At 67.5% G+C, this 23925-nt stretch carries 22 protein-coding genes; 12 read left to right on the top strand and 10 right to left on the bottom strand.

Translation table 11 applies throughout. The features are described 5' to 3' along the window. Positions 1–102: 102 nt before the first annotated feature. Positions 103–765 (top strand): GntR family transcriptional regulator, encoded by a 663-nt coding sequence (locus EG885_RS01760; RefSeq protein WP_131572742.1) that lies wholly within the window; start codon positions 103–105, stop codon positions 763–765. A 7-nt stretch (positions 766–772) separates the two neighbouring features. Next, a complete protein-coding gene (locus EG885_RS01755) occupies positions 773–1720 on the top strand; it encodes a sugar kinase (protein WP_131572741.1) in 948 nt (315 codons plus the stop codon). 81 nt (positions 1721–1801) lie between these two features. On the opposite strand, the gene EG885_RS01750 is transcribed toward EG885_RS01755, so the two are convergent. The 8 genes from EG885_RS01750 to uxaC are packed head-to-tail and all read right to left on the bottom strand — an operon-like array spanning position 1802 to position 9478. Further along, entirely contained in the window at positions 1802–3232 is a 1431-nt protein-coding gene (locus EG885_RS01750; protein ID WP_207392179.1) for a mannitol dehydrogenase family protein, read from the bottom strand. Next, positions 3210–3950 (bottom strand): 2-dehydro-3-deoxy-D-gluconate 5-dehydrogenase KduD, encoded by a 741-nt coding sequence (gene kduD, locus EG885_RS01745; RefSeq protein WP_131572739.1) that lies wholly within the window; start codon positions 3948–3950, stop codon positions 3210–3212. The genes EG885_RS01750 and kduD overlap by 23 nt, the downstream gene beginning before the upstream one ends. Next, the gene (gene kduI, locus EG885_RS01740; RefSeq protein ID WP_131572738.1) at positions 3947–4771 is read right to left on the bottom strand and encodes a 5-dehydro-4-deoxy-D-glucuronate isomerase; all 825 of its coding nucleotides are present in this window, start codon (positions 4769–4771) and stop codon (positions 3947–3949) included. The genes kduD and kduI overlap by 4 nt, the downstream gene beginning before the upstream one ends. A gap of 13 nt (positions 4772–4784) precedes the next feature. Continuing rightward, positions 4785–5066 carry a cupin domain-containing protein gene (locus EG885_RS01735; protein ID WP_131572737.1) on the bottom strand — a complete coding sequence of 94 codons (282 nt, stop codon included), beginning with the start codon at positions 5064–5066 and terminating at the stop codon, positions 4785–4787. Between the two features lie 33 nt (positions 5067–5099). Beyond that, the gene (locus EG885_RS01730) at positions 5100–6380 is read right to left on the bottom strand and encodes a TRAP transporter large permease (RefSeq protein ID WP_131572736.1); all 1281 of its coding nucleotides are present in this window, start codon (positions 6378–6380) and stop codon (positions 5100–5102) included. Between the two features lie 4 nt (positions 6381–6384). Continuing rightward, positions 6385–6993 carry a TRAP transporter small permease gene (locus EG885_RS01725; protein WP_131572735.1) on the bottom strand — a complete coding sequence of 203 codons (609 nt, stop codon included), beginning with the start codon at positions 6991–6993 and terminating at the stop codon, positions 6385–6387. 56 nt (positions 6994–7049) lie between these two features. Continuing rightward, positions 7050–8021 carry a TRAP transporter substrate-binding protein gene (locus tag EG885_RS01720; protein WP_131572734.1) on the bottom strand — a complete coding sequence of 324 codons (972 nt, stop codon included), beginning with the start codon at positions 8019–8021 and terminating at the stop codon, positions 7050–7052. A gap of 23 nt (positions 8022–8044) precedes the next feature. Next, complete coding sequence (gene uxaC, locus EG885_RS01715) at positions 8045–9478, bottom strand: glucuronate isomerase (protein WP_379107286.1); 1434 nt, start codon at positions 9476–9478, stop codon at positions 8045–8047. Positions 9479–9532: 54 nt separating this feature from the next. On the opposite strand from uxaC, the gene EG885_RS01710 reads away from it, so the two are divergent. Both EG885_RS01710 and EG885_RS01705 read left to right on the top strand, forming a co-directional pair. After that, complete coding sequence (locus EG885_RS01710; RefSeq protein WP_131572732.1) at positions 9533–10228, top strand: GntR family transcriptional regulator; 696 nt, start codon at positions 9533–9535, stop codon at positions 10226–10228. 155 nt (positions 10229–10383) lie between these two features. Beyond that, complete coding sequence (locus tag EG885_RS01705; RefSeq protein WP_131572731.1) at positions 10384–11298, top strand: helix-turn-helix domain-containing protein; 915 nt, start codon at positions 10384–10386, stop codon at positions 11296–11298. Between the two features lie 28 nt (positions 11299–11326). Here the strand turns inward: EG885_RS01705 and EG885_RS01700 are convergent, their stop codons facing one another. Next, positions 11327–13444, bottom strand: coding sequence for a TonB-dependent siderophore receptor (locus EG885_RS01700; RefSeq protein ID WP_131572730.1), 2118 nt, complete (start codon positions 13442–13444; stop codon positions 11327–11329). A 252-nt stretch (positions 13445–13696) separates the two neighbouring features. Between EG885_RS01700 and EG885_RS01695 the strand changes: the two genes are divergently transcribed. From EG885_RS01695 to EG885_RS01660, 8 genes are all read left to right on the top strand, one after another. Continuing rightward, a complete protein-coding gene (locus EG885_RS01695) occupies positions 13697–14671 on the top strand; it encodes an iron-siderophore ABC transporter substrate-binding protein (RefSeq protein WP_131572729.1) in 975 nt (324 codons plus the stop codon). Continuing rightward, positions 14668–15696 carry a FecCD family ABC transporter permease gene (locus tag EG885_RS01690; protein ID WP_131572728.1) on the top strand — a complete coding sequence of 343 codons (1029 nt, stop codon included), beginning with the start codon at positions 14668–14670 and terminating at the stop codon, positions 15694–15696. The genes EG885_RS01695 and EG885_RS01690 overlap by 4 nt, the downstream gene beginning before the upstream one ends. 2 nt (positions 15697–15698) lie before the next feature. Beyond that, positions 15699–16736: a FecCD family ABC transporter permease gene (locus EG885_RS01685; protein ID WP_207392178.1), complete on the top strand. Its 1038-nt coding sequence runs from the start codon at positions 15699–15701 to the stop codon at positions 16734–16736. After that, on the top strand, positions 16736–17563 hold the full coding sequence (locus EG885_RS01680) for an ABC transporter ATP-binding protein (protein ID WP_131572727.1): 828 nt from the start codon (positions 16736–16738) through the stop codon (positions 17561–17563). The genes EG885_RS01685 and EG885_RS01680 overlap by 1 nt, the downstream gene beginning before the upstream one ends. A 104-nt stretch (positions 17564–17667) precedes the next feature. Beyond that, positions 17668–19746 (top strand): HAD family hydrolase, encoded by a 2079-nt coding sequence (locus tag EG885_RS01675; protein WP_165570997.1) that lies wholly within the window; start codon positions 17668–17670, stop codon positions 19744–19746. Further along, positions 19739–20893, top strand: a complete 1155-nt coding sequence (locus tag EG885_RS01670) for a glycosyltransferase (protein ID WP_131572726.1) — start codon at positions 19739–19741, stop codon at positions 20891–20893. The genes EG885_RS01675 and EG885_RS01670 overlap by 8 nt, the downstream gene beginning before the upstream one ends. Beyond that, entirely contained in the window at positions 20890–21882 is a 993-nt protein-coding gene (locus EG885_RS01665; RefSeq protein WP_131572725.1) for a glycosyltransferase family 2 protein, read from the top strand. The genes EG885_RS01670 and EG885_RS01665 overlap by 4 nt, the downstream gene beginning before the upstream one ends. Before the next feature lie 51 nt (positions 21883–21933). Continuing rightward, the gene (locus EG885_RS01660; protein ID WP_242679458.1) at positions 21934–23058 is read left to right on the top strand and encodes a glycosyltransferase; all 1125 of its coding nucleotides are present in this window, start codon (positions 21934–21936) and stop codon (positions 23056–23058) included. 8 nt (positions 23059–23066) lie between these two features. Here EG885_RS01660 and EG885_RS01655 read toward each other — a convergent pair whose 3' ends face one another. Further along, positions 23067–23855 carry an ABC transporter ATP-binding protein gene (locus EG885_RS01655; RefSeq protein WP_131572724.1) on the bottom strand — a complete coding sequence of 263 codons (789 nt, stop codon included), beginning with the start codon at positions 23853–23855 and terminating at the stop codon, positions 23067–23069. Between the last annotated feature and the right edge of the window lie 70 nt (positions 23856–23925).

Here is a 23925-nt window from a genome sequence, read left to right as displayed (position 1 = left end):
TCGGGGGATGATCCGCGAGCACAAGATCCTGTGGCGCGATCTCCTTTACTCGTATGGAAGTATGGTATAAACATCCATCACCCCCACAGGACTCCGACAGCCATGATCCCGATCCGATCCGCCTCGACCGCCCAGCAGGTCCATGACTGGCTTTACGGCTGCGTCCTGCGCGGCGATCTGCTGCCCGGCATGCGGCTGTCGGAAACCGAGATCGCCGAACAGGTCGGCCTGTCCCGCCAGCCGGTTCGAGAGGCTTTCATCCGCCTCGCCAGCGACGGTCTGGCCGAGATCCGCCCGCAGCGCGGCACCTATATCAGCCGCATCTCGGTCCGCGCGGTGCTGTCTGCGCGCATGATCCGCGAGGCGGTGGAAAGCGATCTGGCCCGCATCGTGGCCCGGACCCGGCCCGATCTTGGCGCAATGGAACGCGAACTGGACCTGCAGGCCCGGGCCGATGCCGAAAGCAACGTCCCGGCCTTTGTCGAGGCCGACGACCGCTTCCATCAGGCCATGGCCGAGGCGGCGGGCCATCCCGCCGTCTGGCAGGATCTGGACCGCCTCAAGGCGCAAATGAACCGTTTGCGCCACCTGTCGATGCGCGTGTTCGACCGCAACCAGACCATCGCCCAGCACCGCGCCGTCCTGACTGCGCTGCAGGCGGGCGATCCCGATGCCGCCGAGGCCGCGATCCGCACCCATCTGCGCCAGATGCTGACCGAGGTGCCGCATATGATGGACGCCCATCCCGATTACTTCACCGAATAGGCCTGCGATGACCCCTGCCCCCAAACAGACCGCCACCCGCATCCTCTCCATCGGCGAGGCGATGGTCGAACTCTCGCAGGCCGATCAGCCCGGCTTGTGGCGCATGGGCTTTGCGGGCGACACGCTGAACACCGCTTGGTATCTGCGCCGCCTTCTGGACGCGGAAACCCAGGTCGGCTTTCTGACCCGCATCGGCACCGGCGAATTCTCGACCCGCATGCTGGCGTTCTTGGGCCAGTCCGGCATCGACGCCACCCATATCCGGGCCGAGACGGATCGCGAGATCGGCCTCTACGCCATCAGCCTGCAGGGCGGCGAACGCAGCTTCGCCTATTGGCGCGACACCTCTGCCGCGCGGCGCCTGGCCGATCAGCCGCAGGTGCTGGCAGCGGCGCTGGACGGCAGCCGGATGGCCTATCTGTCGGGGATCACGCTGGCGATCCTGCCCCCCGCCGGACGCGACACTCTGCTGGCCGCGCTGGACGATGCCCGCGCGCAGGGCACGACGGTCGTCTTCGACACCAACCTGCGCCCGCGCCTGTGGTCGGACCCTGACACGATGCGCAAGGTGACCGAAAACGCCGCCGCCCGCGCCGATCTGGTCCTGCCCAGCCATGATGACGAGGCCACGCATTTCGGCGATGCCGATCCCGCAGCCACCCGCGCCCGCTATCTGGCCTGCGGGGCGGGCCATGTCGTCGTCAAGAATGGCGGCGGCCCGATCGTCTTTGGCGGCACACAGGGGACCGGCGCGATCGACGATCTGACCCGTGACACCCCCGTCGACACCACTGCCGCCGGTGACAGCTTCAACGCCGGCTATCTGGCCGCCCAGCTCTCGGGTCGGGATTGCGCCTCGGCGATCCGCGCGGGCCATGCCCTCAGCCGTCAGGTCATCCGCCATCACGGCGCCCTGGTCCCTCAGGCGGTCGAGGATGCCCGCACCCCGCGCTGATCTTTCATCTTGGCGGAAATATCCCGGGGGGGGATCGCCGTCAGGCGATGGGGGGCAGCGCCCCCCTTCCCCCCGCTCCGCTCAGACCGCGGCCGCCATGGCCCGCGCACCGCGCGCCACAAGCCCGCTCAAGGCCGCCGTCAGATCCCCGGCAAAGCCCGCATCGCGGCGCAGCGCCTCGGGGAAAACCTGCGTCAGCGCCAGAAAACCGGCGACGGTCGCCCCGGCATCCTGTTGCCACAGCGCCGCCAGCTGCGGCGCCAACGGATCCTTGACCTCGATCGCCGCACCGTCTTCGTCGCGACCCGAGGCAAAGCGCATCCATCCCGCGACGGCCAGCGTCAGCCCCGGCACATCGCGGCCCGCCGCCCGGCTTTCAGCGATCGTCGCCAGAATGCGCTGCGGCAGCTTCTGGCTGCCATCCATGGCGATCTGCCAGGTCCGGTGGCGGATCGCCGGATTGGCATAGCGCGCCGCCAGCGCCCCGGCATAGTCCCCCAGATCGACGCCCGGCGGCGGGGTCAGGGCGGGGATGATCTCGCTCTGCCACAACCGCTCGGCATAGGCTGCAAAGACCGGATCGGCGGCGACATCGGCGATCGTCTCGTGCCCGGCCAGATTGCCCAGATAAGCCAGCGCCGAATGCGTTCCGTTCAGCATCCGCAGCTTCATATGCTCGAACGGGGTCACGTCGCCGACCAGCTGCACGCCGACCGCGCCCAGATCGGGACGCGCGCCGCCGACGAAATCATCCTCGACCACCCATTGGCGGAACGGCTCGTGCAGAACCGGCGCCGCGTCGCGCAGGCCCGTGGCAGCCGCCAGCCGGTCCAGATCGGCGGGCGTGGTGGCGGGCACGATGCGGTCGACCATGGTGCAGGGAAACGCCCCTTCGGCGGCAATCCAATCGGCCAGCGCCGGATCGATCAGCCGCGCCAGATCCAGCACCACGCCGCGCAGCACACGACCGTTTTCCGGCAGGTTGTCGCAACACAGCACAGTAAAGGGCGCCACGCCCGCATCGCGCCGCGCCTGCAAGGCCCGCACCAGAAAGCCCGGTGCCGATTTTGGCAGCGGGTTGGCCAGATCATGGACGATATCGGGATGCGCCGCGTTCAGCCGCCCCGTCGACGGCTCCAGACAATAGCCCTTTTCGGTGACGGTCAGGCTGACGATCCGAATGTCGGGCAAGGCCATCGCGTCCAGCACGGCCTGCGGGTCTTCCGGCGCGACCAGCACGTCGCGCAGGATGGTCATGACCCGGGGGCTTTCGCCCGCCGGGCCCATCTCGACCGCCGTATAGGCCCAGCCCTGCGGCTTCAGCCGGTCCCGCGTGCCGGGCGATTGCAGGGATACGCCGATGATGCCCCAATCGCCTCCGGACGCCTCCATGGCTTCGGCCACATAGACCGCACCATGGGCGCGAAAGAACGCGCCAAGGCCCAGATGCACGATCCCGGCGGGTTTGCCCGAGGGCGCGTGATGCAATCTATCTGGCAAGCCAGCCTCCATCGACATTCAGGACCGCGCCGTTGATGTAATCGGATGCGGGCGCTGCCAGAAACACTGCAGTCTGCGCGATATCCTCGGGGCGGCCCCACCGGCCTGCGGGGATGCGGTCAAGGATCGCGCGGGACCGGTCGGGATCGGCGCGCAAGGCCTCGGTGTTGTTCGTTTCGATATAGCCGGGCGCGATGGCGTTGACGGTCAGCCCCCTGGCCGCCCATTCATTGGCCATCAGCTTGGTCAGCCCCGCCACGCCATGCTTGGACGCGGTATAGGACGGCACGCGGATGCCGCCCTGAAAAGACAGCAGGGACGCGATGTTGACGATCTTGCCATGCCCCCGCGGCAGGGCGGCGCGCGCAAAGGCCTGACAGGTGAAGAACAGCGCCTTGAGGTTCACGTCCATCACCGCGTCCCAATCGGCCTCGGAAAAATCGACCGCATCGTCGCGGCGGATGATGCCCGCATTGTTGACCAGAATGTCGATGGGCTGATCGGCAAAGACATCGCGCGCGGCCATCGGATCGGCGAAATCCAGCGTCAGGCTGCGCCCCGCCCTGCCCGAGACCTTGCCGATCATCGCCAGGGTCTCGTCGCAATCGCGACGTCCCGAGGCGATGACATCTGCCCCGGCTTCCGCCATGGCGACCGCGATGGCCTGACCGATGCCGGTATTGGCACCGGTCACCAGCGCGGTGCGGCCTTCAAGGGAAAACGCGCTCACAGCATGTCTTTCGGCTGGATAAAGTCCATGTCGGTGTAATCGACATTGTCCCCGGCCATCGCCCAGATGAATGTGTATTCGCCGATACCCGCACCCGAATGGATCGACCAGGGCGGCGACAGGACGGCCTGTTCATTGGCGACGAACAGGTGGCGCGTCTCGGTCGGCTCGCCCATCAGGTGCAGCACCCGCGATTCCGGGGCCATGCCGTGATAGAGGTACGCCTCCATCCGGCGATCATGGACATGGCTGGGGATGGTGTTCCAGACCGAGCCTTCCTGCAACGAAGTATAACCCAGCACCAGCTGGCAGCTTTCCATGACCAGCGGATGGATGAACTGCTTGATGACCCGCTTGTTCGAGGTCTCGACCGCGCCCATCTCGACCTTCTTGGCCTCGTCCACCGTCACCAGACGATGCGGCAGCGCGCGATGCGCAGGCGCCGAGGTGATATAGAACCGCCCTTGCCCCGAAAACGTCACCGCCCCCGCGCCCATGCCCAGATACAGCACGTCGCCGGTCGCCATGTCCCAGCTCTGCCCCGCAGCCTCGACCCGGCCGGCCTCGCCGATGTTCACGATGCCCATCTCGCGGCGGTCCAGAAAGCTGGGGGTCTTGGTTTCCTCGATCTTGTCCAGCACCAGGCTGGCCCCGGCAGGCACGGCGCCGCCGACGACAAAGCGGTCGTAATGGGTATAGACCAGCCGGACGGCCCCTTCGGCAAACAGCCCCTCGGCCAGAAAATGCTGGCGCAGGATGGCGGTGTCCATGCCCTTGGCGTGGTCGGGATGGATCGCGTGGCGGGTGTCGACATGGGTCATGGGGTGGTCCTTTTCAGAGAAAATCGTCGCGGCGGGGGGTGAAGGTATCGATCAGATCGCCCCCCTCAAGACACAGGCAGCCATGGGTGGCGCCCGAGGGAATGATGAACGCGTCGCCGGGGCCGACCTCGAAGGCGCGTTCATCGATGGTAAAGCGGTAGCGGCCCGACTGGACATAGGTCGATTGGACATGCGGATGGCTGTGCAAGGCGCCGCTGTCACCGGTCGCAAAGGCAAAGCGGACGACCATCAGGTCAGGGGCATGCGCCAGAACGCTGCGGACGGGATCGGGCATGGGTTCGGTCCTTTTCGGCAAGGCAAGGGTGGATCAGCGGAACAGCGAGGGCAGCCACAGCGACAGCGCGGGCACATAGGTGACCAGCATCAGCGTCGCGAAGGCGGCACCATAGAAGGGCCAGATCGTGCGCATCGCCTGCCAGATGCTGATGCGCCCCACCGCGCAGCCCACGAACAGCACCGCGCCGACGGGCGGCGTGCACAGGCCGATGCCAAGGTTCAGGATCAGGATGACCCCGAAATGCACCGGATCGACGCCAAAGGCGGTGGCCACGGGCAGAAAGATCGGCGTGGTGATGACGATCAGCGGCGACATGTCCATGAACGTGCCCAGGATCAGCAAGATGATGTTCATCAGCAGCAGGATCACGATGGGGTTGCTGGAGACGTTCTGCAGGATCTCGACCAGTTGCGTGGGCACGCGCAGATAGGCCAGCAGCCAGCCGAAACAGGCCGCGCAGCCGATCACCAGCAGCACCATCGCGGTGGTGCGCACCGCACCCTTGGTCGCCTCGACGAATTCCGACCAGGGCAGGCTGCGATAGACCAGCGTCGTGACCAGCAGCGCATAGACCACCGCCACATTCGACGATTCCGACGCCGTGAACAGGCCCGAGCGGACGCCGCCGAAAATGATCGCGATCAGGATCAGCCCCGGCAGGGCGGCCACCAGCAGCGTGCCCATCATCCGCAGGCCGGGAAAAGGCTCGGTCGGGTATCCCTTCTTGCGGGCCACCCACCAGGCCGCGACCATCAGCAGGAAGGCCAGCAGCAGGCCGGGAATGATGCCTGCGGTGAACAGATCGGCGATCGACAGGCGGCCCCCGGCCGCGATGGAATAGATGATCATATTGTGGCTGGGCGGCACCATCAGCGCGATGATGGAACTGACGACGGTGATGTTGACGGCGTAATCCACGTCATAGCCGCGCGCCTTCATCTGCGGCACCATCAGACCGCCGACCGCGCTGGCATCGGCGGCAGCCGAGCCCGACACGCCGCCGAACATCAGGCTGGCCATGATGTTGACCTGCCCCAGACCGCCGCGGATATGGCCGACCATGGCGCCCGCCAGCGCGACCAGCCGCCGCGCGATGTCGCCGCGCACCATCAGGTCGCCCGCGAAGATGAAGAACGGAATGGCCATCAGCGCAAAGACCGAGATGCCGCTGTTCAGGCGCTGGAACACCACGACAGGCGGCAGGCCCATGTACAGAACGGTCAGAAAGCTGGCGACGCCCAGACAGAAGGCGACCGGCGTGCCGATCAGCAGCAGCGCGACAAAGCTGCCAAACAGGATCCACAATTCCATGACGTCAGTCCTTGTTGCGGGCGCGCGGCGCCTCGCCCTGCAAAATGATGGCCTCGGCCGGGACGGCCGTGGCCAACCCGTCGACCTCGCCATCGGCGGCATCGTCATTGTCGCCAAAGCGCAGCGTCTTCAGACCCGCCGCGCGGCGGGCGATGCGTTCGACCGAAAACAGGACCAGAAGGACGCCACCCCCGATCAGCGGCATGAAATCCCACAACCGGGAAATGCCCAGCCCCGGCACGACCCCGGTCGAGGCGCGGGCCGCCAGCTGCCAGCCGAACCATGCCATGCCGATGCCGAAGCCCGTCACGACCACATCGGACAGGGCATGAAACCACGGGCGCCAGCTTTCCGGCACGATCATCAGGCCGACATCGAAGGACAGATGATAGCCCTCCTTGACGCCCACGGCGGCACCCAGAAAGATGAACCAGCCCATCAGCATCACCGCCGCGGGTTCCGCCCAGAACAAGCTGGAGCCCATGACATAGCGGGAGAAGACCTGCGCAAAGACAAAGACGGTCATCAGGACCAGCCCGATCCCCGCCAGCCACAATGCGGCCTGCGCGATGGCGCCGGTCACGGCGGCAAACTTAACAAGACCCTCGCGCATTGCGCGTCCCTCCATAAGAAAAAGCCGCCCGCAAGGATTGCGGGCGGCGGAAGGCCTTATTCGGTCGCGCGGATCCGCTCGACCAGATCCTGCGCCTCGGGCGAGGTGGCGTATTTTTCATAGACCGGCGCCATCGCATCGATGAAGGGCTGCTTGTCGATGTCGCGCACGATCTCGGCGCCCGCCTCGATCACGGCCTCTTCGGACGCGGCCTCGGCCTCGGCCCACAGCTGGCGCTGCGTCGTGGACGAATTGCGCGCGGCGTCGCGCAGCAGGGTCTGATCCTCGGGGGTCAGCGCATCCCAGCTGGTCTTGGACATGGCGACCAGTTCGGGCACCATCAGATGTTCATCCAGCGTGAAATACTTGGCGACTTCGGCATGGCCCGAACTGTCATAGCTGGGATAGTTGTTTTCCGCCCCGTCGATCACGCCGGTCTGGATGGCCGAATAGACCTCGCCATAGGGCATGGGGGTCGCAACCGCGCCAAGCGCGTCCATCATGTCCACGAACACGTCGTTCTGGATGACCCGGAACTTAAGGCCCGCCAGATCCTCGATCGTGTTGATCGGGCGCTGAGAGTTGTAAAAGCTGCGCGCGCCGCCATCGTAATAGGCCAGAACGACCAGATCGCGTTCCTCGAACTGCGCGCCGATCTCCTCGCCGATGGGACCGTCCATGACCGCATGCATGTGATCCACATTGCGGAACAGATAGGGCAGCGAGAAGGTCTGCGTCACCGGCACGATGTCGTTGAACGTGCCGAAGCTGGCGCGGACCAGATCGATCACGCCGAACTGGGTCTGTTCGATCGTGTCCTTTTCCTCGCCCAACTGGGATGCCGGGAACACCTCGATGCAGATCCGACCCCCAGAGGTTTCCAGAATCTCGGCGGCCATGGCCTTGACGCCCTCGACGGTCGGATAGCCGTCGGGATGGGTGTCCGAGGACCGCAGCGTGATCTCGCACGCAGTGGCAAAGCTGACGGATGCCAGCAGGCCCGCCACGGTTGTCATGAGAAATTTCATCTTATCCTCCCAGATATGAACGTTCAGAGTTTGTAGGCCCGCTTGGCCAGCCCATAGGCCAGATCGCGCGCCACCTCGGGTGCCTCGTCTTCCGCAAGGCGACCCGTGGCGACCAGCGTGGCCAGATAGCTGCAATCGACCCGACGGGCGACATCATGGCGCGCGGGGATCGAGCAGAACGCGCGGGTGTCATCATTGAACCCCACGGTATTGTAAAATCCCGCCGTTTCCGTGGTCATCTCGCGGAACCGGCGCATGCCTTCGGCGCTGTCGTGAAACCACCATGCCGGGCCAAGGCGCAGGCAGGGCCAGACGCCCGCCAGCGGGGCCAGTTCGCGCGCATAGGACGTCTCGTCCAGGGTGAACAGAACGACCGTCAGATCGGGCCGCATGCCGACCGCATTCAGCAGCGGGCGCAGGGCGGTCACGTAATCGGTGCGGCCGGGAATGTCGAAACCCTTGTCGCGCCCGAACATGCCCATCACCTGATCGGAATGGTTGCGCCGCGATCCGGGGTGGATCTGCAGGACCAGCCCGTCATCCAGGCTCATCCGCGCCATCTCGGTCAGCATCTGTCCGCGAAAGGCGTCGGCCTCGTCCGCCGTGCAATCGCCACGCAGGGCCTTGGCAAACAGCGCCGCCGCCTCGGCCTGCGGCAGATCCTCGGTCCGGGCATTCGGGTGGCCGTGATCGCTGGAGGTGGCGCCGTGTTCGATGAAGAACGCCCGCCGCGCCCGATGCGCATCCAGATAGCCCGCCCATGTCATCGTGTCGAAGCCGGTCTGCTGACCCATCAGCGCGACGTTATCTGCAAAACCCGCCATTTCCGGGTCGATCACCCCATCAGGGCGATAGGCGGTCAGCACCCTACCCTGCCAGCCGCTATCCCTGATCATCCTGTGCCAGCGCAGATCGTCGGTGGCAGCCTCGGTCGTGGCGATCGCCTCGATGTTGAAGCGTTCGAACAGGGCGCGGGGGCGGAAGGCAGGCTGGGCCAGACAATCGGCGATATGGTCGTAATACCAGTCGGAGGTCTCGGCCGACAGCCGCCGGTCGACACCGAACAGATGCTGGAAGGAATGATCCAGCCACAACCGAGACGGCGTGCCGCGCAGCAGGTGATAGTTCTGTGCGAACAGCCGCCAGATCTTGCGCCCGTCGGTTTCCGTGGGGCCGCCATCGACGCGGGGCACGCCCAGATCGGCCAAGGGCACGCCTTGCGAACACAGCATGCGGAAGACGTAATGGTCGGGGGTCACGATCAGCTGGGCCGGATCGGGAAAGGCCTGATCCTCGGCAAACCAGCGCGGGTCGGTATGACCATGCGGGCTGAGGATCGGCAGATCGCGGACCTCATCATAAAGCGCGCGCGCCAGATCGCGGCTGCGCCCCTCGACGGGAAAAAGACGATCTTCTGCCACCAGTGCCACGCGACGCTCCTCCGACTCGCTTGCCATATAGCTGATCGTCTAATATGCTAGTTTACGAGACGCGTCAACCGGAGCCGATCCATGTCCCAGCCCGATCTTGCGACCCTGCCGGCGCTGGAAGAGCTGCGTCCGCGCAGCGTGACGGACCAGATCTTCGAGGCGCTTTATGCCCGTGTCGTGAACCTGACCCTGCCGCCCGGCGCGAAACTGTCCGAGGCCGAGGTCGCGGCCCAGATGGGCGTGTCGCGTCAGCCGGTCCGCGATGCGTTCTACCGGCTGTCGCAGCTGGGCTTCATCCAGATCCGCCCGCAGCGCGCGACGACCGTCACCCAGATCTCGACCGAGGCGGTGATGCAGGCCTATTTCGTGCGCAGCGCACTGGAAGAGGCGACGATGCGGGTCGCGGCCCTGCGCCTTGGCCCGGCAGATTGGGACGGGCTGCAGCAGCTGGTCGATCTGCAGCAGATCGCCAGCGACGCCGACCGCCGCGCCGAATTCCACGCACTGGACGATCAGTTCCACCACGACATCTGCGCCGCGGCGGGCAAGGAATTCGTCTGGAACCTGGTGCGCGACAACAAGGGCCATATGGACAGGGTGCGGTTTCTGTCGCTGTCCTATGGCAGCTCGACCGCCAATGTCGAACATGGTCAGATCCTGGCCGCCCTGCGCGCCCGCGACCCCGAGGCCGCCGCCGCCGCGATCCGCCATCATCTGAGCAAGATCGAACAGATCCTGGCCCGGCTGCGCATCGACCTGCCCGACGTCATCGGCTGATCGCACCCTCCTGTCCCAAAGACCGGGTTGCCGTTGCGGCCCCCGCGGCGTTATCTGTGCGTCCATGACGCCCCCAAGCCCATGACGGTCCCACCTGATGGGCCGCCCGCCAGGCCGGCAGATCACCCGCAGGATCGACCATCAGGGACAGGGCCATGAGCTATAGCCATTCGATGGCCTGCCACACGGCAGGCATCCGCGTCACGCAACCTGTGCGCTGGCGCAGTCTGGACGGGGTCATGGGCGTCTTCTGGCAGGCCGAGGGGCAGGCCGGGGCCAGCGGCTATTACCTGTCGCCCGATCCGCGCTTCGTTTTGTTCATGGGGGACGTGTCGGATCATATCGCAATGTCGAACGCCCGCCGACTGCCCGAAGGGCCCGATGGCCACGCCCGCCCGATGACGCGGGCGGTCTATGTTCCGGCGGGGATGCCCCTGTGGACGCGGTTTTCCCGACCGCATGGCTTTGCGCATCTGGATCTGCATCTGCCCGCCGACCGGCTGCTGGGGTTTCTGACCCCGGGGGTCGGCGCCCCGGCCGCACAGGCCGCGATCCGGCGCCCGGTCGAGATGCAGGATGCAGGAACCATCGGCGTGCTGGCCGGGCTGCTGGCCGATGAGATCGCACGACCCGCCCGCCACCGTGCCTTTGCCGAAAGCCTCGTGGGCGCGATTGCCACGGGCATGCTGGATCTGTCCCAGACCGATGCGGGCCCGGTCCCGCCGCGTGCCTCGGGCGGGCTGACGCCTGCGCAGATGCGCCGGTTGCGCCAATGCGTGGGGCAAAGCCGCGACGGGCGGCTGAGCGTGGCGCAGATGGCGGCGGCGGTGGGCCTGTCGGACAGCTGGTTTGCCAGTGCCTTCAAGGCCACGACCGGCACCACGCCCCGGCTGTGGCAGCTGAACCAGCGCATCGCGACCGTGCGCGATCTGCTGACCGACAGCGACCTGCCCCTGTCGGACATCGCGGCCCGGGCGGGCTTTGCCGATCAGTCGCATCTGACGCGCAGCTTTCGCCAGATCACCGGCACCACCCCGGCCGCATGGCGCCGCACCCAACGCCTCGGCTGAGCGCGGCATTCATATCATCCGGCCCGGTTCACCACGTCCGGCGCAGCGTCGCAGACAGCGCGCGACCCGGATTGTAGAAGGTCGCCCCGAACCCCGCATTCGCCGCATATTTGCGATCGAACAGGTTGCTGACATTTACCCCGAAGGATGTGTCCTCGCGGATCTGCCAGTCGTAACCTGCGTCGATCACCACCGTGCTGCCGGTGCCCGTGGTGTTGGCATCGCTGTAGTAATACTGCCCGGTATAGCGCGCACCGACCGAAAAACGCATGTCGTCCAGCACCGCCAAGCCCTGCGGATCATAGGTCAGCCAGACAGAGGCTGTCTGTTCGGGCACCAGCTGGGGTCGGTTGCCCTCATTGCCCAAGGTGCCGTTGCGGGTGATCTCGATATCGATCAGCGAATAGGCGGCGGTCAGGCTGAACCCGTCCCGCAATTCGGCCTTGGCCTCCAGATCCAGACCGCGGGCCTGAACCTTGCCGATCGTTTCGGGCAGCAGGGTCTGGGGGTTGGTGCGGCTGAGGTTCTGGCGCGTCAGATCATAGATCGCGGCACTGAACAAAGCGTTCATCCCGGCGGGCTGATATTTCACGCCCAGCTCGAACTGCTCGCCCTCTTCGGGTTCGACGCCGATGGCTGCGGGCGACACCGATTGGGCATAGCTGGTATAGGCCGAGACCTGATCGGTCGCCTTCCATGTCAGCGCGGCGCGGCCCGTCGTCTCGCTGATCTCGCCTTGCGTCAGGATGCCGGTCAGGTTGTTGGTCTCGTCGATGTCCAGCCAGTCATGCCGCAGCCCGACCGTGGCGATCCAGCGGTCGGACAAGGTCAGCTCCTGTTCGGCAAAGATCGCCCGGCCCCGCTGATCGTTTCGGTCGTCGGCAGTCCGTGCCAGATCCCCCGGCGCGCCGATAAAAACCGGATCGGTCCAGTCGATGCCGGGCGCAAATTCCACGAAAGCACCGTCCGAGTCGCTCCTGCGATCGGCGAGTTCGATCCCCGCGACGGTGCGGCTGCCGATATCGCCAAAGCGGGTGTCATATTGCAGCTGCGCCGTGCCGATCACAGATCTCATCGAAGACCGACCCGTCGTGATCGAGCGTTCGACGATGGTCGAACCCGGCGCCGTTTGGCGAGAGACATAGAAATAGCCGTTGCCGCTGTCCGTGTCGGAATAGCGCAGGCGGGCGCTGGCGGTCAGGCCGGTGCCGAAATCATGGTCCAGCAGCGCGGTGACGCTGGTCCGGTCGGTGTCCAGATAGTTGAAATCGGGCTCGCCAAAGAACCGGCTGCGGTCGAAATCGCTGCCGATCGGATGGCCGCCGCCGCCCGGCACGCCGTCGCGGTCCAGCCGGTCCACCACGACGCTAAGGCTGGTGGCATCGGACGGGCGCCATGTCAGCCCGCCCATCAGCAGCATTTCGTCATTGCGGGAATAATCGTATTCGGCATCGGCATCCTGGATCCGCCCGGTCAGGCGCCAGGACAGGGTCGCATCGGGGGTCAGGTTGTCGCCCAGATCGAAACCGACCTCGGCGCGGTTATGCGAACCGCCGGTGGCATAGATCTGGCCAAAGCGGTCGCGCCGGGGCAGCTTGGTGACGTAATTCACCGACCCACCCGGATCGGACAGCCCGCCCGCCACCGAATTGGCGCCCCGGATCACCTCGATCCGTTCAAAGGCAAAGGCATCCTCGCGCACGCCGCCAAAGGGCCGCCCCAGGCTGAGCCCGTCGCGATAGGCATAGGCGTTGAAGCCGCGGATCGTGACGTAATCGAACCGGTCGTCGCTGCCATAGAAATTGGCCACGACGCCGGGCGTGTATTGCAGCACCTCTTCGATGGTTCCGGCGCGGCGCTGCTGGATCTCGCGCGCGGTGACGACCGAGACCGAGGCGGGCGTGTCCAGCAAGGGCGCGGCCAGCCGCCCCGCGATGCCGCCGCGTGTCGCGACGATGGATGCCGCATCGTCATCCTCGCCGGTCGCCTGCAGGGTAATGTCATCCAGCACGATGACGCTGCCAGCGGGCTCCTGCGCAAGGCCCGACCCGACCGTGACGGCCAGAACCGAGGCGCAGCCGGCCAGCGCGGCAAGGATCGATCCCAAGGGCATCGGACGGGACAAGGCAAGGCGTTTGGGGGACATGAGCAGGTTCCGGTCTGGCGTGATTGTCTGATGGGGCACCAAGGGCGCCGCCTGTGGCAGGCGGCGGCCATCGGGGTTGCACCGGGCACCTAAACGGATCGAACCAGGTCGTCTTGTATAATCCTATGGTTTTTGTCAGAAACGCCGCAAATCGGGACGGACCAAGGTCCGAAAGGCCCGTCGCGGGCTTGACGCGCCCGCCTGCACGGGGCCAATCCGCCCCCATCCTGCTGCCGTGAAAAGGACCGCTTCATGTCACGCCTGCCCCTTTGCGCCGCGCTGATCCTTGCTGTGGCCCCCGCCTTTGCGCAGGATCCCGCCTTTCCGGTGACCGTGCCCCATGCCTTCGGCACCACAACCATTGCCACCGCCCCGCAGCGCGTGGCCAGCGTCGCTTGGGCCAATCACGAAGTGCCGCTGGCGCTTGGCATCGTGCCGGTGGGCTTTGCGCGGGCCAATTTCGGCGATGACGATGGCGACGGGGTGCTGCCATGGGTCGAAGCCCGGCTAAAGGAACTGGGCGCTCCGCTGCCCACCCTTTACGACGAGGGCGACGGCATCGACTTCGAGGCGGTCGCGGCCAGCGCCCCCGATGTGATCCTGGCCGCCTATTCCGGCATCAGCGCCGCCGATTACGACACCCTTGGCATGATCGCGCCGGTCGTGGCCTATCCCGAGGCGCCCTGGTCCACCGACTGGCGCCAGACGATCCGCATGGACAGCGCCGGTCTGGGCATGGCCCCGGAAGGCGACGTCCTGATCGCAAAGATCGAGGGTCAGATCGCCGCCGCCGTCGCGCAACGCCCCGAATTGCAGGGCAAGCGCGCGATGTTCATCACCCATCTGGACACCACGAACCTCAGCGTGGTGAATTTCTATACCGGCAATGACAGCCGGGTGAAATTCTTTCAGGATCTGGGGCTGGCCTTGCCCCAAAACGTGATCGAGGCCACCCTGCCCGGCCAGTTCTCGGGCGCGATCAGCGCCGAGCGGATCGACATGTTCGACGATGTGGACATCATCGTGACCTATGGCAATCAGGATCTGCTGGACGCCCTGCGCGCCGATCCGCTGCTGTCGCGGATGCCTGCGGTCGCGAATGATGCGGTGGTGATGCTGAAGAACGATCCCCTGGGCACGGCGGCCAATCCGACGCCACTGTCGATTGCCTATCTGCTGCCCGACTATGTCGCGCTGCTGGCGAATGCGGCGCGCAAATCGGAATGACGGCTTCCCCATCCCCTGCTGCCGGCCCCATCAGGACCGGTCGGCAGCCTTTGTCGCTGGCGCTGACGGCGGGGCTGCTGGCGGCGCTGGCGCTGGCCTCGGTCGCGATCGGCACAAGGGCGGTGGGCTGGTCGGATATCTGGGCGGCTTTGGGGGGCCGGGTGGACAGCATCGCCACCGCCGCCGTGGCCACCCGCCTGCCCCGCACCGCGCTGGCCATGCTGGCGGGCGCGGCCTTGGGGCTGTCGGGCGCTGTCATGCAGGGCGTGACGCGCAACCCGCTGGCCGATCCTGGCATTCTGGGGGTGAATATGGGCGCCTCGCTGGCGGTGGTGGTGGGGATCGTCTGGTTCGGCATCACCGCGCTGCAGGATTATGTCTGGACGGCGATCCTGGGCGCCGGGCTGGCGGCGGTCTTTGTCTATGCCATCGGCTCGCTTGGCCGGGGCGGCGCCACGCCGCTGAAGCTGGCGCTGGCGGGGGCGGCAACCTCGGTCGCGTTCTCGTCGCTGGTGATCGCCGTGGTCCTGCCGCGCGCGGATCTCGCAGGCAGCATCCGGTCCTGGCAGATCGGCGGCGTCGGCGGTGCAACCTTTGCCGGGATCGGCCATGTGGCGCCGTTTCTGGCGGTGGGCTTTGCACTGGCGATGATCTCGGCGCGCAGGCTGAACGCGCTGGCCCTGGGGGATGAACTGGCGGCGGGGTTCGGCGAACGCGTCGCCCGCGCCCGCGCGACGGCGGCAGCGGGCGCGGTGCTGCTGGCGGGCGCGACCACGGCGATCTGCGGGCCGATCGGTTTTGTGGGGCTGGTCGTGCCGCATGTCTGCCGCCTGCTGGCGGGCACCGATCACCGCTGGCTGCTGCCGTTTTCGGCGCTGGCGGGGGCCTGCCTGCTGCTGGGAGCCGATATCGCGGGCCGCATCCTGGCCCGCCCGGCCGAGCTGGACGTGGGCATCGTCACCGCCCTCATGGGCGGGCCGGTCTTCATCTGGATCGTCCGCCGCCAGAGGATCCGAGAGCTGTGAGCCTGTCGCCCCCCGTCCCCACCGCCCACCGCATCGCCGCCCTGCGCCGCGCCCGCCAGCACGGCTGGTGGCGGGTGGTAGGCGTGCTGACGGTCCTTGTGGCGGGTCTGTTCGCGCTGACGCTGATGATGGGACAAAGCCTGACCCCGCCCGGTCAGGTCTGGGCGGTGCTGCGCGGGCATGAGGTGCCCGGCGCCAGTTTCACCGTGGGGCAGTTGCGCCTGCCGCGCGCCACCCTGTCGGTGCTGGCGGGGGCCAGCTTTGGCCTGGGCGGGGCGGCGTTCCAGATCCTGCTTCGCAACCCGCTGGCCAGCCCCGACATCATCGGCATCAGCGCGGGCGCCAGCGCGGCGGCGGTCTTTGCCATCGTGGTCCTGGGCATGGGCGGCGCGTCGGTGTCGGTGCTGGCGGTGGCGGCGGGGCTGGGGGTCGCGGTGCTGATCTATGGGCTGTCCTTTCGCAACGGCATCGCGGGCACGCGGCTGATCCTTGTGGGCATCGGCGTGTCGGCCATGCTGGACAGCGTCATCGCCTTTGTCCTTGGCCGCGCCCCTGCCTGGGATCTGCTGGAGGCGATGCGCTGGCTGACCGGCAGCGTGAACGGCGCGCGGCTGGATCAGGCCCTGCCCCTGACAGGCGCGCTGGCGGTCTGCGGCGGCCTGATCCTGTCGCGTGCCCGCGATCTGGAGACCCTGCGCTTGGGCGAGGATATGGCCGCAGCCCTTGGCACGCATGTCGCCCGCGCGCGGACGACGATCATCGTGGCGGCGGTCGGGCTGATCTCGGTCGCGACGGCGGTGACGGGGCCGATCGCCTTCGTGGCCTTTCTGTCGGGCCCGATCGCGGTGCGGCTGACCGGGCATCGCGGATCGGCGCTGCTGCCGGCCGCGCTGACCGGCGCGGTGCTGGTGCTGCTGGGCGATTATGCGGGGCAGTTCCTGTTGCCCGCGCGCTATCCGGTGGGCGTCGTCACCGGCGCGCTTGGGGCGCCCTATCTGATCGTTCTGATCATCCGCGCCAACCGGACCGGAGCCACCTGATGTCCCAACCCATCCTGTCAGCCCAGACCATCACCGCCGGATACGGCCAGACCCGGATCCTGCAGGATCTGGATCTGGACCTGCCGCCGGGCCGGATCACCGCCATCGTCGGCGCGAATGCCTGCGGGAAATCGACCCTGCTGCGCACGCTGACCCGGCTGCTGCCGCCCCGGTCAGGGCAGGTGCTGCTGGACGGCAAATCCATCCATGCCATGGCGCCGCGCAAGCTGGCACAGATCATGGGCCTGCTGCCGCAATCGCCCATCGCCCCCGAAGGCATCACCGTCGCCGATCTGGTCAGCCGGGGCCGCCATCCCCATCACGGCCTTCTGTCACGCTGGAGCACCGCCGACGACCGCGCCATCGCCGACGCGCTGCAGGCCACCCAGACCACCGATCTGGCCGAACGCGCGGTGGACGAACTGTCGGGTGGCCAGCGCCAGCGCGTCTGGATCGCCATGGCGCTGGCCCAACAGACCCAACTGTTGCTGTTGGACGAGCCGACGACCTTTCTGGACATCAGCCACCAGATTGAGGTTCTGGATCTGCTGACCGATCTGAACCGGACGCGCGGCACGACCGTGGTGATGGTGCTGCACGATCTTAATCTTGCGGCGCGCTATGCCGATCACCTGATCGCCATGACCCAGGGCCGCATCCATGCCGCAGGCCCGCCCCGCGCGGTCCTGACGCAGGCGATGGTCGCTACGGTCTTTGGGCTGGACAGCCGAATCATTGCCGACCCGGTCTCGGGGCGCCCGCTGATGCTGCCTCTGGGGCGGCATCACAGCAAGGCAGAGCGCGCAGCTGCCCCGTGCGGCAATTGATCTTTCCTAAGTTCGCACCCTCTCTCTGAACTGTGATAGGGTCGCGGCGTTGGGCTGCGCTGCGTCTTGCACGCCGCGCATTTTTCCCCGCCGAAAGGCCATCCATGTACATCCTCCACGTCGCGCTTGGCGGGTGCCTTCGGGCGCCGCCGGTCAGCTATGGCATCACCGAAGACACCGGCGGTCACATCGCCTATCTTCTGGGCGCCGCAATGGCGCAGGCCCGTCTGGCACCGGTCGCTGCGGTCGATATCGTCACCCGCGCCTTTCAGGGACCGGGGCTGGATGCCGCGCATGACCGCATGACCGAGCCCGTCGCGCCCGGCTGCCGCATCCTGCGCCTGCGCACAGCCAACAACGGATATCTCAGCAAAGAGGCACTGGAGGCCGAGATCCCGGCCCTTGGCGCGGCCTTCATCGACCTGCTGCGCGGCATGGCGCGGCGTCCCGACGTGATCCATGCCCATTTTGCCGATGCCGCCCGTCTGGCCCGCATGGCACAGCAGGAATTCGGCATTCCGTGGATCTATACCCCGCATTCGCTGGCCCTGCAGAAGAACCCCGATGCCGCCCGCCTGCCCGCCCTGCAGCGTCGCATTGCCGATGAACGCACAGCCATCGCCGATGCGGGCGCGATCATCCTGTCCTCGCGCGACGAGGCCGAACGGCAGTTGCGCCCCTATGGCGCCGATGCCGAGGGGCGCAGCCATTGCATCGCGCCGGGCGTGGTGCTGGCCCGCCAGCCCGACCCTGCGATCGCCGAGGCGCTGCTGGCGCCGTTCCTGCGCGATCCCGCGCTGCCGATCCTGCTGGCCGTGGCGCGCCCGGTCCACAAGAAGAACCTGGCCGGTCTGGTCGATGCCTATGCGGCCTCGCCCGCGCTGCAGGCCCGCGCCAATCTGGTGATCCTTGCCGGCTTGCGCGACGGCATCGAACGCGGCCCCACCGAACAGGATCAGGTGCTGCGCGGGCTGTTCGACCGCATCGACCGGCACGGGTTATGGGGCAAGGTCGCCCTGCCGCCGCGCCATGATGCGGTGCAGCTGCGCGGCCTTTACGCCCGCGCGGCGATGGGCGGGGTCTTCGTCAACCCGGCCTTTCACGAGCCCTTCGGCCTGACGCTGGTCGAGGCCGCGCAGGCCGGTGTGCCGGTGGTCGCCACCCGCCATGGCGGGCCGGTCGATATTCTGGATCAGCTGGGCCATGGCGCGCTGGTCGATCCGCTGGATGGCGCCCAGATCGCCGATGCCTGCCTGAGGCTGATGATCGACCCTGACCGCGCCGGGGGTGTCGCCGCCGCGCAGCGCCGCGCGCTGGCGCTGTTCGACTGGCAGGCCTGGGCGCAGCGGTCCCTTGCGGTGATCGACGGCTTGCGTCAGCCCCCCCTGCGGCCCCGGCGCGTGGTCCGCCGCATTCTGGCCAGCGATATCGACGGCACGCTGACCGGCAGCCGCAGCGCCGCGCGTCAGTTCGGCGACTGGCACGCCGCCCGGCCCGAGACGCTGATGTTCGCGGTGGCCACGGGCCGGTCCCTGTCCGAGGCGCGGCGCGTCCTGCAGGCGTGGCAATTGCCGCGCCCGGACCTGTTCATCACCTCGGTCGGCAGCGAGATCTGGCGCTGGTCGCCGGGCGGCGGCCTGACGCTTTGCGCCGATTATGCGCGGCATCTGGATGCGGGTTGGGACCGCGCGGGCGTGCTGGGCGCGCTGAGCCGCCACGACCCACGCTGGCAGGCCGGGTATGAACAGCGCCGCTGGAAGCTGTCCCTGCTGGGCGACGCCGCACAGGCAGCGGTCCTGCGCGACGATCTGGCCGCATCGGGTCTGGGCGCGCGCGTCATCGCCTCGCATGGACAATTCATCGACATCCTGCCGCCCCTTGCCGGCAAGGCCGCCGCCTTGCGGTTCGAGGCCGCCCGGCGGGGGCTGGACCCGGCGCAGTGCATCACCGCAGGCGACAGCGGCAATGATGCCGACATGCTGATGGACAGCGGCGCCGCAATCCTGCCCGCCAATGCTTATGCCGAGTTGGACCATCTGCGCGGGCGCGGCCTCTATCGCAGCCCGTTCGCCCACGCGGCGGGGGTGATCGACGGGTTGACCCGGCTTGGACTGGCCGGGCGCCCCGCCCCGCAGCAACCCCGACCCGCAGCAGGGCGCACCAACAGGCCCGCCCATGCGTGACCTGCCCGCCTTGCGCCAGCCCTTCGGCTATTTCGTCCATCATCAGGGGCGCGGCCATGCCGAACGCTGCGCCGCAATCGTGAACGCCTTGCCGCCTGATCGGCCGGTGACCATCTTTTCGGCCCGCGACGACATCTTTGGGGCCCTGCCCGGTCATGTCCGCATCATCCGCATCCCGTCGCTGTTCGAACGCGGGGGCGCGGAACGGGACATGGACCAGATCGACACGCCCGAGACGCTGCATTGCGCGCCCCTCGGCTGGCCCGGCATTCGTCAGGCGATGGGCACCATCGCCGCGTGGTTCGCAGCCGCCGATCCCGCGCTGATGATCTGCGATGTCAGCGCCGAGATCGCGCAGCTGGCCCGCATCTGTTCGGTCCCGCATGTCAAGATCCTGCAACATGGCGCGCGGGGTGATGCGGGCCACCGTGCCGCCTATGCGGGGGCGGTCGGACTGCTGGCGCCCTTTGCCGCCGAACTGGCCCAGCCAGACTGGCAGGACCTGCTGCCCAAGATCCATTTCGCGCCGGGCCTTGGCGTCACCGCAGGCGTCCTGCCCGACCGCCGCGCGGCGCGGGTTGCGTTGGGGCTGGATCCCGACCGCCCCGTGGCGCTGGTCCTGTCGGGGGCGGGCGGCACCGGGTTTTCCCAAGCGCCGCTTGGCGTCGCGGCGCGGGCTTTTCCCGGCTGGACATGGCTGACCATCGGCACGCTGCAACAGGAGTGGCACGCGACCGAGGGGCGCAACCTGATCTGCAAAGGCTGGGTCGACGACCCCGAGACCCATATCGCCGCCGCCGATCTGGTCGTCTCGTCCACCGGCAACACAACCTGTGCGCAGGTCATGACGGCGGGGCGACCGTGGATCGTGGTGCCGGAATGGCGATATTTCGACGAACAGCGCCTGAAGGCCGAGGCGTTGCAGCGCGCGGGCGCGGCCCTGCATCTGCCGCATCTGCCCTCCAGCGCCGAAAGCTGGCGGGCGGCGGTCGCGGCGGCGGTCGCGGATCATGACCCCGCCCGGCAGGCCCGGCTGACCGGCAGCGATCCCGCCGCAGGCACCGCCCGCTGGCTGGAGGCGCTGTCCGACGACCTGTGGGGCGCGGCGCCCATCCCCCTTCATTCCCCGCTAGGAGCACATGCATGACGACTGTTTCGGCCCTGACCATCGCCTGCGGCCGCGAGGCGCATCTGAAAAACATCATAAGGGGCTTTCAGGCCCAGACCCATCCGCCCATCGAGCTGATCATCGGCGTCATGCAGGACAGCGACTATACCGATCTGCCCGCCACCGATTTCCCGATCCGCCAGATCCGCGTGACCGAAGACGAACTGCCTTTGTCGGCGGCGCGTAACGCGGTGGCCGATGCCGCGCAGGGCGAGGTGCTGGTCTTTGTCGATGTCGATTGCCTGCCCGATCCCGGCTTCATCGCCAGCTATCTGGCGCGGATGGGGGGCGAACGCGGGCTGTTCATGGGCGAGGTTCTGTATCTGCCCGATGGCGCCACCGGGGCGGGTCTTGATTTCGACCGCTTTGCCGCGATCGGCGTGCGCCATTCCGACCGGCAGGGCCCGCCCGAGCGGATCGAGCGCTGCCCGGATTATCGCTGCTTCTGGTCGCTGAATTTCGCGATGCACCGCGCCGACTGGCAGGCGGGGCCGGGCTTTGACGAACAATTTACCGGCTATGGCGGCGAGGATACCGATTTCGGCCGCGCCCTGTCCGAACAGGGCATCCCGATCTGGTGGATCAGGGGGGGCCGCGTCTATCACCAATATCACCCCCATTGCATGCCGCCCGTCCATCACCTGCATTCCGTGCTGCGCAACACCGAGATCTTTGCCAGCAAATGGGGCCACCGGACGATGGAACATTGGCTTTACGCCTTTCAGCTGATGGGGCTGATCCGCAACACGCCCGCGGGGTTGGAATTGCTGCGCGAACCCGGCCCCGCCGATCTGGCCCTGTGCGAACAGCAGACGCATATGCCGTATGCCAATTCGCGCCGGGTGATCGACCATCTGCACCAGATCGAGGCTGAACGTCGCGCGACCCCAGAGCCCGCGCCTGCAGCAGACAGCGCGGCAGATCTGCGCGCCGCCCAGAACAGCCTGCTGATGCCGGCGGCGGAATAGGCCGTGGCGGCCCCCGCGCGCCCTGCGTCTGCCCCGCTGAGGATCGCCGTGATGGCGCATTGCCGCCATCCCATCGCGCCCCCCTTCATGGGCGGGATGGAGGCGCATGCCCATCAGCTGGTCCGGGCGTTGCAGGCGCGGGGGCATGACGTGGCACTGGTCGCGGCGGGCGACAGCCGCCCCGGCGTGCCGGTCATCCCGCTGATGGACCGCCACTATAACAGCGCCTATCCGTGGCATGACTTCCACGGCACCAAGGTGCTGAACGATCATCTGGATGACAGCCATGCGTTGGCCCTTGCCCGGCTGCGCGACATGGATTTCGACGTGATCCACAACAACACGCTGCACCGATACCCGCCGCGCCTGTCGCGGGTGGCGCGTCTGCCGATGGTCACATCCCTGCATGTGCCGCCCTTTGACGCGCTGGCCCGGGCTGTGCGGGACAGCGTGGCGCCGTGGCATCCGGTGACGGGATGTTCTGGGCGGCATCTGGCCGCCTATTGGCCGGGCGGGGCGCCGGATGATGCGCATGTGGTCCCCAATGGCATCGATCTGGCGGACTGGCCCTTTGGCGCCACCGGCAATGGCGAGGCGGTCTGGGCCGGGCGCATCACGCCCAACAAGGGCACGCATCTGGCCATCGCCGCCGCGCGCCGGGCGGGAATCGCGCTGACCCTGTTCGGCACCATCGAGGATCGGGGCTATTACGAGGCGCAGGTCAGGCCCTTGCTGGGCGCGGATATCCGGCATGGCGGGCATCTGCCGGGGGCCGATCTGGCGCGGGAATATGGCCGCGCCTCGGTCCTGTTGTTCACGCCGCAATGGGACGAGCCGTTCGGCCTGACCGCGATCGAGGCGATGGCCTGTGGCACCCCGGTCGCGGCCATCGCGATGGGCGCCGTGCGCGAGGTGGTGGGCGATGCGGGCTGCTATGCGCGCCCTGACGGATCGGATCTGCATCTGGCGCTGGCGCGCGCCATGCAGATCCCCCGCGTCCAACCCCGCCAGCGTGTCGAGCGGTACTTTTCCCAAGACCGGATGATCGCGGCTTACGAAGGGTTGTACCACTCCGCCATCGCGGGCCGCAAAGCCCCGGCCCCCGCGGTGCTGTTCCCGCCGATCGAGCTGCCCCGGCATCTGTCCGGGGCCGGGCCGGTTGCGGCCCTGCCCTGATCCGTTGCTCAGGCGTTGGGCGGCCTGGCCGCTGCGGGGCCGGCATCGGGGCTGAGATAGCCGGCCGAGGCCTTGATCAGCTGGGCGGTATAGGCGGCCTCGGCCTTGCCGGAGCGCAGGCGGTCGACCGGCATGATCTCGACGATGCGACCCTGCTGCATGACCGCCAGCCGGTCGCACATATGCCCGATCACCGACAGATCATGGCTGACCATCAGATAGGTCAGCCCATGTTCAGCGCGCAGATCGGCCAGCAGGTTCAGGATCTCGGCCTGCACGCTGACATCCAGCGCGCTGGTGGGTTCGTCCAGCAGCAACAGGCGCGGCTCGGCGGCCAGGGCGCGGGCGATGGCCACGCGCTGGCGTTGGCCGCCCGACAGCTGATGCGGATAGCGGAAGCGGAACCCGCGCCCCAGGCCCACATCGTCCAGAAGCTGCACCACCCGCTGGTCGATCCGGTCCATGCCCTGCAGATGCAGCGTCTCGGCCAGAACCGCATCGATGGAATGGCGCGGATGCAGGCTGGCATAGGGATCCTGAAAGACCATCTGCACGGTCTTGAAGAAGGCCCGGTCGCGGCGGTCGGTCGAGACCTGCTGACCCGCCACCGTGATCTGTCCCGACCACGACGGGATCAGCCCGGCAATGGCGCGCAGCACGGTGGATTTGCCCGACCCGGATTCGCCCACCAGACCGAAGCTTTCACCAAGGCCCACCTGAAAGCCCACGCCGCGCACGGCATCGACGCGGTCGGGGGGCTGGCCGAACCACACATTGAGATCGGCGACGTTCAGCATGGGCGGCACCGCCGGAGCGGGGGTTTTGCACCCCCGCACCCCCGCAGGATATTTCGGCCAAGATGAAAGG

The organism is Paracoccus nototheniae, from assembly GCF_004335005.1.
Classification (GTDB): Bacteria; Pseudomonadota; Alphaproteobacteria; order Rhodobacterales; family Rhodobacteraceae; genus Paracoccus; species Paracoccus nototheniae.
The sequence above is the reverse complement of the archived record's forward strand: the minus strand, read 5'-3'. Positions and strand labels throughout refer to the sequence as shown.